General features: G+C 33.3%; 14 protein-coding genes, 1 tRNA gene and 1 pseudogene. 7 read left to right on the plus strand and 9 right to left on the minus strand.

Features of this window, described 5'->3' with window-relative positions; all coding sequences use genetic code 11:
- Nucleotides 1-44: 44 nt before the first annotated feature.
- Nucleotides 45-1,592, minus strand: coding sequence for a right-handed parallel beta-helix repeat-containing protein (locus LPC20_RS06920; RefSeq protein WP_229323838.1), 1,548 nt, complete (start codon nt 1,590-1,592; stop codon nt 45-47).
- Between the two features lie 49 nt (nt 1,593-1,641).
- On the opposite strand from LPC20_RS06920, the gene tnpA reads away from it, so the two are divergent.
- The 4 genes from tnpA (at nt 1,642) to bshB1 (ending at nt 4,695) form a co-directional block, all read left to right on the plus strand.
- Nucleotides 1,642-2,103 (plus strand): IS200/IS605 family transposase, encoded by a 462-nt coding sequence (tnpA, locus tag LPC20_RS06925; RefSeq protein WP_229323840.1) that lies wholly within the window; start codon nt 1,642-1,644, stop codon nt 2,101-2,103.
- A gap of 343 nt (nt 2,104-2,446) precedes the next feature.
- Complete coding sequence (locus LPC20_RS06930; RefSeq protein WP_229323842.1) at nt 2,447-2,878, plus strand: PaaI family thioesterase; 432 nt, start codon at nt 2,447-2,449, stop codon at nt 2,876-2,878.
- A 15-nt stretch (nt 2,879-2,893) separates the two neighbouring features.
- On the plus strand, nt 2,894-3,940 hold the full coding sequence (locus LPC20_RS06935; RefSeq protein ID WP_229323844.1) for a chorismate-binding protein: 1,047 nt from the start codon (nt 2,894-2,896) through the stop codon (nt 3,938-3,940).
- A gap of 38 nt (nt 3,941-3,978) precedes the next feature.
- On the plus strand, nt 3,979-4,695 hold the full coding sequence (bshB1, locus tag LPC20_RS06940; protein ID WP_229323846.1) for a bacillithiol biosynthesis deacetylase BshB1: 717 nt from the start codon (nt 3,979-3,981) through the stop codon (nt 4,693-4,695).
- 194 nt (nt 4,696-4,889) lie between these two features.
- On the opposite strand, the gene LPC20_RS06945 is transcribed toward bshB1, so the two are convergent.
- The 6 genes from LPC20_RS06945 to LPC20_RS06970 form a co-directional block, all read right to left on the minus strand.
- Nucleotides 4,890-5,777: a DUF4145 domain-containing protein gene (locus LPC20_RS06945; protein ID WP_229323848.1), complete on the minus strand. Its 888-nt coding sequence runs from the start codon at nt 5,775-5,777 to the stop codon at nt 4,890-4,892.
- 178 nt (nt 5,778-5,955) lie between these two features.
- Nucleotides 5,956-6,999: a hypothetical protein gene (locus LPC20_RS06950; protein ID WP_229323851.1), complete on the minus strand. Its 1,044-nt coding sequence runs from the start codon at nt 6,997-6,999 to the stop codon at nt 5,956-5,958.
- Nucleotides 7,000-7,100: 101 nt separating this feature from the next.
- Nucleotides 7,101-7,355: a hypothetical protein gene (locus LPC20_RS06955; RefSeq protein ID WP_229323853.1), complete on the minus strand. Its 255-nt coding sequence runs from the start codon at nt 7,353-7,355 to the stop codon at nt 7,101-7,103.
- A 3-nt stretch (nt 7,356-7,358) separates the two neighbouring features.
- Nucleotides 7,359-8,117 (minus strand): protein NO VEIN domain-containing protein, encoded by a 759-nt coding sequence (locus LPC20_RS06960; protein WP_229323856.1) that lies wholly within the window; start codon nt 8,115-8,117, stop codon nt 7,359-7,361.
- An 11-nt stretch (nt 8,118-8,128) separates the two neighbouring features.
- Entirely contained in the window at nt 8,129-9,343 is a 1,215-nt protein-coding gene (locus LPC20_RS06965; RefSeq protein WP_229323858.1) for a DNA cytosine methyltransferase, read from the minus strand.
- 4 nt (nt 9,344-9,347) lie between these two features.
- Nucleotides 9,348-9,674 (minus strand): helix-turn-helix domain-containing protein, encoded by a 327-nt coding sequence (locus tag LPC20_RS06970; RefSeq protein ID WP_229323861.1) that lies wholly within the window; start codon nt 9,672-9,674, stop codon nt 9,348-9,350.
- A gap of 331 nt (nt 9,675-10,005) precedes the next feature.
- On the opposite strand from LPC20_RS06970, the pseudogene LPC20_RS06975 reads away from it, so the two are divergent.
- The 3 genes and pseudogenes from LPC20_RS06975 to LPC20_RS06985 form a co-directional block, all read left to right on the plus strand.
- Nucleotides 10,006-10,086, plus strand: a pseudogene (locus LPC20_RS06975) (bacillithiol biosynthesis deacetylase BshB1); the annotation flags it as partial.
- A gap of 74 nt (nt 10,087-10,160) precedes the next feature.
- Nucleotides 10,161-10,234 (plus strand) — tRNA-His (locus LPC20_RS06980).
- Nucleotides 10,235-10,328: 94 nt separating this feature from the next.
- Nucleotides 10,329-11,168, plus strand: a complete 840-nt coding sequence (locus LPC20_RS06985; protein WP_229323862.1) for a sulfurtransferase — start codon at nt 10,329-10,331, stop codon at nt 11,166-11,168.
- Nucleotides 11,169-11,219: 51 nt separating this feature from the next.
- Here the strand turns inward: LPC20_RS06985 and LPC20_RS06990 are convergent, their stop codons facing one another.
- Together LPC20_RS06990 and LPC20_RS06995 are read right to left on the minus strand one after the other, a co-directional pair.
- Nucleotides 11,220-12,242 (minus strand): M28 family peptidase, encoded by a 1,023-nt coding sequence (locus tag LPC20_RS06990; protein ID WP_229323864.1) that lies wholly within the window; start codon nt 12,240-12,242, stop codon nt 11,220-11,222.
- Between the two features lie 22 nt (nt 12,243-12,264).
- The gene (locus LPC20_RS06995) at nt 12,265-13,038 is read right to left on the minus strand and encodes a dienelactone hydrolase family protein (protein WP_229323866.1); all 774 of its coding nucleotides are present in this window, start codon (nt 13,036-13,038) and stop codon (nt 12,265-12,267) included.
- Nucleotides 13,039-13,079 lie beyond the last annotated feature (41 nt).

Genomic DNA, 13,079 nt, shown 5'->3' on the forward strand with positions numbered 1-13,079 from the left:
ATAAACAGTTTAGGCAAATACCAAAAGTAAAGACTTATTAAAAATTAGTTAACAAAAGGTTTGTTTTGGTAAGCACCCAAATCAGGCGGTAATGCTCGAGTATTTCCCTTAATGTCTAACGGAATTAAATAAGTAGCATTTCCTTTGGCAACAGCCGATGAACTTCCATCGATATTGAATTTGTTTTTAGTAACACTTTGAAATTTAGGATCCTGGTTTAAGATAATGGCATTATAATGCGTCGCATCTGTTGTAAATTGATATAACGGATTTGCAGCTGCTGATTTCGAATCAAATTTAATCAAGCAATTATTAAATTGGTATTCAAAAGCGGTACCTGTTTTTTTATTCAGTTCCAATTCGTTAGAGTAGGCACCATAAATAATGCAATTGTTGAAAGTCGCTTTACTAAGCGCATTCGTTTCTGGAACGCTACCTAATTTGAAATTGCTCAAGGTAACTGCCATTTGATTGGGATTATTCCAATTGTTATTAAACGTACAATGGGTAAAGGTATAATTTCCGCCATAAACACAAGCTAACGCAGCTTGTCCTGCATTATTAATTACCAAATTTTCTGCGGTTATTTTTGCGTTTTGGGCTAATACTCCATAGTGAGTAGAATTGTAAATCTGTGAGTTTTTGATGCTTGTATTACTTCCATTATTGTTTTGTATTAACAACCCGATGGATGCGTTTTTAATTGTTAGGTGATTGATATTGTTATTGATAGCTCCTTCATTGATCCAAACAGTTTCCCATTGTCCAGGCACATTGTCATAGTCGGATTGGAGTCGGTCGCCTTGAAAGATGACTTCATTTTCGAGTTGGCTTGTTGAAGATTTACTTCCGTTAATTTGAAGCGAAGCATTATTACCTACAATCAATCCTGAATTGGCATGAAAATAGACTCTAGCACCCGCGTCAAAAATAGCGGTTTTTCCTGAAGGAACGCCAGCATATCCATAAACAACAAAAGCTTTTTGATTGGTAAAGCGCAATTGAGAATCGTCTAAATAAAAACCTTCTACGGTTTTGTTTCCAACAGGTATAGTTTCCTTACTTCCGTTGGGCAAGCGCTTTGGAAAAAGGAAAATAGCATCTTTGACTAAAGTTACCAATGCTACTTTTTGAAGGTTTACACCGCTATCAAATTCAATTTGGTCAGTATATAAAAAGTCGGTTGAATTAGCATCTGCTGCATTGACGGTAGTTTCGATGAAAATATACAGACTGTCTTTGGCTAAAAGTGTCACATTTTGAAAAAGTTTTCCTTGATTCCCAGACATGCCGTCCACCGTCATTCGGTATTTGGAATTCAGTCCTTTGCCTAATTGAATCGAAGGAATCGAGATGTCTTCGTTACTTTTGTTGTACACTTTGAGTTGAAAGGTACTGGAACCAATGGTGCTGAAAACAGTATCTAAATAAATGGTGTCTTGAGAAAAAACTAAATCTCCTTTGCTTGTAACCGTCTCAAAATCGGAACGGCAGGCACAAACCGTAACTAGGATTCCGATAAGAAATAACAATCGATTCAGTTGCATGGATTTAGTTTTTTGGTAAAAATAACGAATAATTTCATATGCCATAACAACATATTTTTTAACTTTATGTCCAATCCCAATTGAATCCAAATCTATGGCGAATACCTATACCCAAATTCACCTCCAATTTGTATTTGCAGTAAAATACAGAAACGGACTTATTCATTCTTCCTTTAAACAAGAACTGTATCAATACATTTCAGGAATAATTAAAGCGAATAATCATAAATTATTGGCTATAAATGGAATGTCGGATCATCTTCATATTTTGGTAGGTATGCGACCCTCCCAATCGGTTTCTGATTTGATGCAAGATATTAAAGCGAATTCATCAAAATGGATCAATGAGAAAAAGTTTTTAAAGGTAAAGTTTGAATGGCAAGAAGGCTATGGTGCTTTCTCGTATTCTAAATCACACGTTCAAAATGTTATTCATTACATTCAGAATCAAGAAGAAAAACATAAAGTAAAATCGTTTAACGAAGAATATTTAGATTTTTTGAATGCTTTTGAAATTGATTATGATGAAAGATATGTTTTTAAAGATCTAATTTAAATGTCATCCCTAACGGGATTTTTCTCTCGTTACTATTTTTTGTTAGCAATATTAAATCCCTAACGGGATTAAAAACAGAGATATTCAATTTTATTATTGATAACTCCGTAGGTGTTGCATTTGGGTAAAATGTCATCCCTAACGAGATTTTCTCTTATTATTGCTTAATGTTACCGAAATAAAATCCCTAACGGGATATCTAATTATATCATAATAAACTCCGTAGGAGTTAAATTTCGGTAGGAAATTGATTATCGCCCAACCAATTAGTCCCGTAGGGACGATATTTGTGTAGTTCGATTTCGATAAAATTGGCTATTTTTACATCTTCAAACACAAGACTATGACATTTGATAAACAAAAGATATTAGCATATTGCAATGAGTTTGCTGCGACCACATTGATGGGAACTTTAAATATTGAATATGTAGATGCAGGGGAAGATTTCTTAGTAGCCACCATGCCTGTAACCCCTTCAGTTCATCAACCTATGGGATTGTTACATGGCGGAGCGACAGTTGCTTTGGCAGAAAGTGTGGGAAGTGCAGCTTCGATGTTGTTTGTTAATTCTGATTTGTTTGAAGTTCGCGGAATAGAAATTGCTGCCAATCATTTGAAGTCTAAACGCAACGGAATAGTGACTGCTACCGCCAAAATTATCCACAAAGGGAAAAGCATTCATCTTTGGGAAATCCGAATAGTTGATGAGAATGACAATCTAATTTCGATTTGCAAATTGACAAATATGGTATTGCCAAAAAGAAAAACCGAATAATAAGAAAACATTCCTATGATTTCATTAGTCGATAAAATTGCTCTTCATCATCAGCAAAATTTACCTTTTGTGGTGTATTGTAAGCCTAATTCGGATACCGTTTTGGGTTTGTTTCAGCAAAATGATAAGCTGTTTGAAGTACACGATTTTAATGAAAAAGGCTTCGTTTTTGCTTCTTTTGACGGAAGTCATAATTACATTATTCCTGAGAATGAATCGGAACAATGGAGCGAAGATTGGATGAGCAATTATGAAAGTATTTTGCAAAACGATTTTGAAACAAAAGAGGATGAATCAGCAAAAACTAATTTTCAGGATTTAGTGTGCAAAGGAATTCAAGCCATACAGAATAATGAATTTCAAAAAGTAGTTTTGTCTAGAAAGGAAACTGTGTCTGTAGCTCATTTTGATTTAGTAACTACTTTTCAAAAATTGGTGCAACAGTATCGTTCGGCTTTTGTGTATTGTTTTCACCATCCAAAAATTGGCACTTGGTTAGGCGCTAGTCCGGAACAATTGCTTAAAGCAAATGCGGATTCATTCGAAACCATGGCTTTGGCGGGAACGCAAAAAGATACCGGAGAAGAGACTGTTATTTGGCAACAAAAAGAAAAGGAAGAACAGCAATTTGTAACCGATTATATTGTTTCAAAACTAAAGTCGGTGAGTACCGAAATTCAAGTTTCGGAGGCCTATAGTGTAAAAGCTGGTACTCTTTGGCATATTAAAACGGATATTTCAGGTGTGTTTGGACAAGAGCTGAATTTAAAAAAAGCGATTCAGTTATTGCATCCCACTCCGGCGGTTTGTGGTGTACCTAAGGCTATTTCGAAAGCTTTTATTGTAGCCAATGAAAATTACAATCGTAGTTTTTATACGGGTTTTTTAGGTGAATTGAATCGGAATTTTGCATCGGATTTGTTTGTAAATTTGCGTTGTATGCAAATTGAAAATAATCAAGCGCATTTGTATATGGGTTGCGGCATTACGAAAGACAGTGATCCTGAAAAAGAATGGAAGGAAAGCGTGAATAAGTCCATGATTATGAAACTAATATTGTAGAAATACAATTACAATAACAATATCAAAATAAAACTAAGATGAAATTAGATATACTAGCTTTTGGAGCACATCCTGACGATGTTGAATTGGGTTGCGCGGGGACAATTTTAAAAGAAATTTCTTTGGGCAAAACAGTGGGTATTGTCGATTTGACTCGTGGCGAATTGGGTACGCGTGGTTCGGCAGATTTGCGAGACCAAGAAGCAGCAGCTTCGGCTCAAATTTTGGGTGTTGCAGTACGAGAAAATCTTCGTTTTCGAGATGGTTTTTTTGCGAATGATGAGGCGCACCAATTGGAAGTAATCAAAATGATTCGCAAATACCAACCGGAGATTGTTTTATGCAATGCAATTGAGGACCGCCATATTGATCATGGCAAAGGAAGTCAATTGGTTTCGGACGCTTGTTTTTTATCGGGTTTAATGAAGATTGAAACACAGCTTGATGGAGAAAATCAAAAAGCATGGCGACCTAAACTAGTGTATCATTACATCCAATGGAAAGATATCAAACCTGATTTTGTAGTCGATATTACAGGATTTACAGATAAAAAAGTAGCTTCCATTTTAGCTTATAAATCTCAATTTTACGACCCTAATTCCAATGAGCCAGAATCTCCAATAACGACTAAAAACTTTTTGGAAAGCTTGAATTACCGTTCTAGAGATTTAGGACGTTTAGTAGGAGTAGACCACGCCGAAGGTTTTACAGTAGAAAGGTATTTGGCTGTCAATAGCTTAGGAGATTTGAAGTAGCAAAAAAAGTGCAGTCTATTTTTCATAACTACTCTTTTTTTTATATTTAAACGGTTTCTAACGTTTCCTTGCTAGAGCTTGTGGCGGCTTATGGAAATCTTTTTTTCCATAACCGACCAAGCTAAGTTATGAAAAGTAAACGGACAATTTACCGAAAAACTAGCCATAAGTTTTAGCAAGTGTTATGCCTAGTATTAGAAGTCGAAAGTGAATTCTGGTTTTTTAACTATATTGTATTTGTTTTCAAATTCTTCGTTTACAGTTAAGAAATCTACTTTAGAGTCTTTAATTTCATTATTTAATTCTTCAACAAAACTTGTAAATAATTTCGGCTTAATTAGCCTTCTTGATTTGCCTAAAATTTCATTAATTGATTTGACTTCACCAATTTGTTTTTCACTTATGTTATTCCTTATTGCTTTCATGAAATCTTCATACTTGTCAATGACAATTTCAATTTTATCGACAATTTTTTTGTCTTGAATAAATAAATTTTCCAACAAATGATTTACAATTTCAAGTAATATTACAATTTGATCATTTTTTGGAGCTTCCATTTCATGTAAAGCATCATTTCCAAGAAATCTGATAGAATGTAATCTTTTGGATTCGTTTAAACTCAAATATCCTTTTTCATGTAATAAGTCTATTCTTATTGACAAATCAGCTTTTTTAATTTTCAAATGATTACAGATAGCTTCAATAGTTGCTCTTAAACCGCCAGCTGCAAGTATATTTATATTATTTTTTAGTGCGGTTATTGTTTCATTGTAAATTGACCTAATTTTTTGAGGTAAATAGTAAGTGTGATTTAGTTCATCTATATTTTCTAAATACAAAGGAAATATCTTTATGTCTTCTTCATAGTCAGGTTCGCCATAGTCGTTATAATGAGTCATTTCGGTATCGCTGTAGATTTTTAGAAACGAAATATTATTGCATCCCAAACACTCAATAATAAAATAATTATCAATCCATTGGATATAGTCTTCAACTGAACCGCTAGTTTTCTTTTCTGCTACAATTTTTTGATTTCTTTGTCCTTTACAATTTCGGCAATAATAAGTATCTATTTTTTCCATTTTGTTGAGTAAATATTAGGCATAGCCTTTCGCAGCTTGGCGAAGTGGCGGATTTCAAGGTACTTACTTTCAATTTAGCATCAAAGTTCATTTGAAAAACTGACCTTGATTTTAGCACTGAACCCGCCATTTTGCCAAACTGCTGTTATGCCTTCGCCCTTCAATTTTTGGAGTTTGATTAAGCTGCATTATATATTCTTGTCAGTTCCGTTTTAATAGTTCCAAAATCAAGTTTGTCACTCAATTCAACTAATAAACCTGTATTAATTACGAAAATGAATGATTCTTTTCTATAAACAAACTCTCCTTTTTTTAGTGATTTTTCAATACTGTCAGATTTAGCCAGCAAGCAAGTTAATTGATAATCTTTATTTATCTGTTGTGTTCTGTTGCTTGGATGAGCTTTTGTATTATGTTGTGTTGCTGTCAATAAAATTAGATTTTCCACATAATGGGCAAGTTCTGGAAATTCAGCACGTGAAAAAATATGATGCACTTGAGTTGCTTCTCCAATACCCCATTGGTCTTTTACTTCACTTTCCTTATGTATTTTACGTATTAGTGCAATTGCTTTTTGTACATAATATGCATTTATAATTTCTTGTTTTTCTAAATCTTGTGAACTTAATATTTCCTGTCTTGTAATAGATTTTTCTTTTTTTACATCTCTCCAATTCTTTTTATTATACATAGTTTCAGAAAATGTCATTATGAATTTTCCTTTACTTCCAGGAAGATGATGCTCAACAGCATAAATATTCAAAATCTTATGAAACATTCTTCGAATATCAAGTCTTGAACGAGTTGGAGTATTCCCTGATATAAATCGAAAATATTTGTCGTACAGGTTTTCTCTTGCGTTACTTAAACTTTTACTGTGTTCTAATTTGTACTCTTCTAAATTTTTTAAAAATCCGCTGTCTGCAAGAACTTTTGTAAAGTAGCAATAAAGAAAATTGTAAGCATTTCTGTCTTTTCTGGAAATGTAATCTAAAAGTTCTTCATTGTTTACTGAAAAGGTCAACGAACCTTTGATTTTTTCAACTTTTAATATTTGTGAATATGCTAGTAGTTTCAAAGGTTGTGAAAGTACTTTATTGTATTCGTTTTTTGCATTTTTATCATTTGCCCAAGGTTTGTTAAAAACAACTCTACTATTTTGAATGAAATATTGAGTTTCCCAAATATCATTTATTACAAAAGTTGGTTTAGTTGCAATCATATTTAAAACACAATCAGCCATAAAACAAACAATGTCAGGAGTACATTTTTGGTCAACAAATCTTGCATCTTTTGATTTTCGTATATCAAAATCAAATTGTTCTAAAAAATTGTTTTTATTATTTCTAAACTTTTAAAAACCATTAATTCATCTGAATATTTTAGTTCATTATGTTCGTCTTTGAAAATTGCATTTTTATTGACTGAACCTTTCACTAATTTCAAAGGAATAATATTATCGTAAGTTTTATTTTCCAAAAAAGCATCAGCTTCTTGTTGAGTTTCAAAAATATCAAATTCAGTTCCAACTTCTTTAATATAATATTTTACACCATATACGATTTTTGTTTCTTCCATCTTTTACCAATTTATATGTTCTGTATGATAATTAACTTGAATTGAGTTCATTTCCTTTCTATTGAATTTTAAGTTCTTTAAAGGATTTTCAACTACATTTAATTGTGGCGATTTTGATAAATTACTCACTACAACAATAAAATAATCTTCTTTATATTCTTCTGCTTTATCGAATTCATTTTGTGTTATTCTAATTGCACCATTTTTATTTCTTACTCCTTTTATTTCTGCTAAAACGAATTTTTCCTGTAATTGAATTTGAAAATCATAACCATCACCCCATAATCTTGCATCCTGCAATAATCCATTTTCAAAAACTGAAATTGTCTTATAATTGCTCATAAAATAGAATTCTGCTTCGTTTCCTGTTTCTTGAAGCTGTTTAAATTTTGATTTTATAATTGGCTGAACCTCTTGTGTAGTTAAAATTAATTTTTGGTCATAATCTTTAATAAACAATTTAACAATGTTTGAAAATGATTTTGCATCTTCATTTCCGAAAAGGCTGTCAATAAAAAGTTTTACGTGTTCTCTTTGATTTCTCTGCCACCAACCTTTTCTGCCATTATCAAAATATGGGTCAAAACTATCTTGTCTATTTGATACAGCTTTTTCAGTTTTTGCCAAACCTAATTCTACAATTAATCTACTAAAAGCTGTTTTTGTTTTACACCCAAATTCATTCACGAATGCCAAATCAAATTTAGCTAAACCATAACCTATCAAATTCATTATTTCTGATTGTCTTTCGGTTTCATTCAATTCGTCTTCCATTATGCGACTTGTTTTAATGCGTTAGGGATTGAAGTGGAAATCCTTTTTTGAGGTACGAAAAAAAGATTGGAACGGAAAGCCCGACCCGATAGGGGAACGCCCAAATTATTTTCACCAATACAATGTCTGATATTTAATTCTTCTTTTTTCAAAAACATTTTCTTTTCAAGAAAACTTAACTTATTCAATTTATCAATTGAAGTGTTTGTCCACTGAAAATTTTCAGGAATACTCATCATTAACATTAGTTCTCTAATACTGAAAACTCGATTTTCTGATGGATGAACAGTATTTTGGCTTGACAAAATATCGTTTCTTGTATGTACGCAAGGACCTTCTTTGTCCCAATACCAACGAGCATATTTATCTCCATTTTTACTTTCGTTAAATACAACTTTCCCATCTTTTATTTGATGAGGAATTCTATTTTCTTCAGTGTTTTGAAATGCAGATTGTCCTTCTTTTAGAGTTTCAATCCACGGTAACATATTAATATTATACTCTCTGAACGAATGGAAAATATCGATTTCCGATATTTTTCCCATTTCGTTTAATTCTTCCAAACCTGTGAAAAGTTTGCGTAACGTTTGAGGTTTTTGTTTTGCTGGAAATATATCATAAGGACTAATATTTTGCAAATCTTTACGAACACCTATTACAAGTGTCCTTGTTCTACTTGAATTAGAGCCGTGTTCTTTGAAATTAACAACCTTGAAAAGAATATTATAATGACCTCCTAAATTTAATTTTATTGCTTCTTCAATAGACTTTTCTTGCCCATCAATATCAGTACAAGTTGTATTTAAAAAAGCTCTTACATTTTCAAAAATGAAGAATTTCGGATTTACTTCTTTAGTGATTTTTATTGATTCTACAACCAGAGAATTTCGAGTTAATTCTTCATTTTTTTTGTGATTGGCAACAGACATTCCTTGACAAGGTGGCGTAGCCACAATGACATCAGGTTCTGAAATTTTGTGTTCAGTTTGCCATTTTTTGATTTCAGCAAAAAGTTTATTTTTAATTTCTTTTGTTGAAATATCTCCGTCTAAATAGCCTGTTTCATATTTGCATTTGTTGTTGAATACTTGAATTTTTAAGCGTTTTGTTAAAATTTCATTTGTTGCAATGCATTCAAAACCGTTTTGTTTGAAGCCATAACATCCAACTCCTGCACTGCTGAATAAACTAATGTATGTCAAAGGTTTGTTCATAGTTTTAGAATTTTATTTCGGCTTGTTTTACATTTATACTTTTCAAGTAATTTACTTTTTCTTCTGCAACCATTAATGTTTCCGAAGAACAATTGTAAGCATACATTTTTTTAGCAAATTGGTCGCCAAAATATTCTACTTTCAATTTTTCAAAGTCAAGGTCGAAAGCATTTGCTAATTTATCTAATCGCTTTTCGTCAAATTCACGTTTGCCGTTTTCAATCTTGCTCAAATTAGCAGAATCAAGTTTTAGCAATGCTGCAAGTTCAGTCAAAGTAAATCCTTTGTCTGTTCTTAATTGTCTGATATATTCTCCAAAAGTTGCTTTCATTTTCTTGTAAATATTAACTTGTCAATAAATGACAAATTTAACTAAATGTTTTAATTCAGCAAGTTTGTTTCTATAAATTTTTGTCGAGCGTTGGATTTGTGCGGTTGGTTTTAGGGTGAGGCATAACTTGTATATATGTCTTATAAAATCAGACTTATCATCCCTAATTTGGTTCACTTTGTCTGACAAACAGCAGTATTTATTTTCAAATATAAATAATTATTTCATCAAATTGTTTAAATGCCTGTTAGTTTATTGGATACTTTTCGTGCAAAAAAAAGTTTAAAATTTCAATGTTTTTTGATGCGATTGTGTCCCAATAATTTTTTAACGTTTAGTAGGAGTAGAGCATGCAGAAGGTTTTACAGTAGAAAGGTATTTGGCTGTCAATAGCTTAGGAGATTTGATTTAAAATTGCTTTATTTTTTTAAAATTTTCTTTGCGAAAGTGAACAATTGTGCTATATTTGCACCCGTTATACAAATGGTGGTTGTAGCTCAGCTGGTTAGAGCATCGGTTTGTGGTGCCGAGGGTCGCCGGTTCGAACCCGGTCATCCACCCAAAAGGCAAAAGCCTCGAAGCAATTCGGGGCTTTTTTTGTGGAAATAATTGAAATAAAATAGCTAAGTTTATATTCATCAATTCGACATCAATATGAGTCCAATAATTACTCCAAATCAATTACTCGTAGCTGTACAATCCAACGCAATAGTCTTGGTTGACGCCACTAACAGTCCGACGGCTTACCAGAATTACCAACAATCCCATTTACAAGGCGCTTTGTTTGTGGATGTCAATACTCAACTAGCCGATATCAAAGAAGATGTTTCCATAGGCGGACGTCATCCATTGCCAACCGTAGAACAATTTTCTAAAACACTAACCGATTTAGGCATTACTCCTGAAACTTGGGTAGTGGTCTATGATGATAAAAATGGAGCGAATGCTGCGGCTCGTTTTTGGTGGATGTTGCGTTCTATTGGACACCAAAAAGTACAAGTATTGAGTGGTGGCATTCAAGCGGCTATTCAAGCAGGGTTTCCAACAAGTTCAGCCGTTGAAGTTCCAACTCTAGTGGAATCGTATCCTGTTCAAGATTGGCAATGGCCAACTATTGATTTGCAAGGAATGGATGAAATGATACTTAAGGATCGTTTCGTGATTATTGATGTACGTGAATCGCAACGCTATAGAGGCGAAACAGAACCGATTGATTTGGTTGCGGGTCATATTCCAGGCGCTACTAATATTCCGTTTATGACTAACTTAGATGAAAACGGTTTTTTCTTATCACCTGAAGAATTGAAAGCAAAGTATCAAAAAGTATTTGAAAATATTCCAGAAGAGAATAGGGTAGTGCACTGCGGCTCTGGAGTTACGGCTTGTCATACGCTGTTAGCACTTGCTATCGCCGATTTACCCATTCCTCAATTGTATGTGGGTTCTTGGAGTGAATGGTCTCGGAACAATAGGGAGATTGTTGTAGAGCAATAAAAAAAGCGCTTTGAATTATCAAAGCGCTTTTTTTATTCTTGAGAATAGTAATTATTTCTTATCCGCATCTACTAGAATTCGATTTTTTCTGTTGGCTAATTCCCAAGCCACAACAAAAGCCAATTGTGTTCTTTTTTCTAAAGCATCATATTCAATTTTATGAGCTTCATCTGATTTTTTGTGGTAATCTGCGTGAACTCCATTAAAGAAAAATACGGATGGTATGCCGTGTTTTGCAAAATTATAATGGTCAGAACGCTCGTAAAAACGATTTGGATCTTTAGGGTCGTTAAAGCGATAATCCAAATCAAGACCTACATATTTTTGGTTCATTATAGCGCTAATATGATCTAATTCTGCAGACAAACGATTGGCTCCAATGATGTATACATAATTATTAGTAGTAGCATGAAGTTCGTCGCGACGACCTATCATATCAATATTCACATCTGCAACAGTATTAGCTAAAGGAAATAAAGGATTTTCTGAATAATAACGTGAACCCAACAAGCCGTGTTCTTCACCGGTAACATGTAAAAACAAAATAGAACGTTTTGGTCCGTTACCCTCTTTTTTTGCCAATTGAAAAGCTTGAGCTATTTCTAATAAAGCAGAAGTTCCCGATCCGTCATCATCTGCACCATTGTAAATCTCTCCATTTTCAATACCTACATGATCGTAATGCGCTGAGATTACGATTACTTCCTCTGGCTTTTCGGTACCTTCAATAAAAGCCCAAATGTTTTCAGAATTGGGTAAATTTCTATTTCGTTTGCCATTTAAAAAAGATGCAGGAACAGCTTGGTAAAAATCAGATGCTCCTTTTGGAAACGACACATTGTTTTTTTGGTATTCGCTAATTAAGTAACGTCCTGCTTTTTTCTGACCGGACGAACCTGTTTCACGGCCTTCCATTGAATCAGCAGCAATGATATAAAGGTGTTTTTTTAAATCTTCTGCGGTTATGGTTTTCATGTATTGAGTTGGATCACTCTTACTATTAGAGCTAATCAAAGCTCCATTTTTACATGAAGTTCCCAAAGCAATTAGGGAAAGGAAAAGTAGTTTTTTCATTTTAATTTAAGTGTAGGTTAATCTATTTATTTAATACTTCGTTTAAGAATAACTGCATGTGTTCAAAAGAACGTTTGGCTGCTTTTTCGTTATAAGCTGCTCCTTTAGAATTGTCATTTCCAGCATCAATATCTGTAAATGAATGTACTGCATTGGCATAATACACCATTTCCCAATCCGCTTTTGCATCTCGCATTTCTTGTTGAAAACCTGCAATTTCTTCTTTCGATACAAATGGATCATCAGCACCGTGACAAGCTAATATTTTAGCGTTAATTGGAGTTATTGGAAGTGCAATGTCTCTACCCAAACCTCCATGAAAAGAAACAACTCCTTTCACTTTTAAATTTTTTCTTGCGGCTTCCAAAGCCCCTGTTCCTCCAAAGCAAAAGCCAATTACGGCAATGTTATCTGGATTAGCTCCCGATTGGATTAATTGTTCTAAGGCTAGTTCAATACGCTTTTGATACAGATTGGTATTTTTTTTATAAAAACCTGACATCTTTGCTGCATCAGCAGTGGTTTGAGGGTAATTTCCTTCTCCATAAATATCAGCCACAAATGTATGATAACCTAATTGAGATAATTTTTCAGCAGTAGCTTTGGCATGGGCATCAATTCCCTTCCAAGCAGGCAATACTAAAATCCCAGGTTTTTGTGCGCTAGCTTTACTTGGTTGAATAGTCATGCCATTAAGAACTTGTGCTGCATCTTTGTACTGAACGGCTTTTAATTGAGCAAATACATTAACAGTAAAAAATGTGAGTCCAATTAAAAAGTATTGTGTTTTTTTCATTTTTGGTTTGTTTACAACAAATATCGAATTAATAATTGAAA

It is taken from the genome of Flavobacterium ammonificans, from assembly GCF_020886115.1.
GTDB classification, from domain to species: Bacteria; Bacteroidota; Bacteroidia; order Flavobacteriales; family Flavobacteriaceae; genus Flavobacterium; species Flavobacterium ammonificans.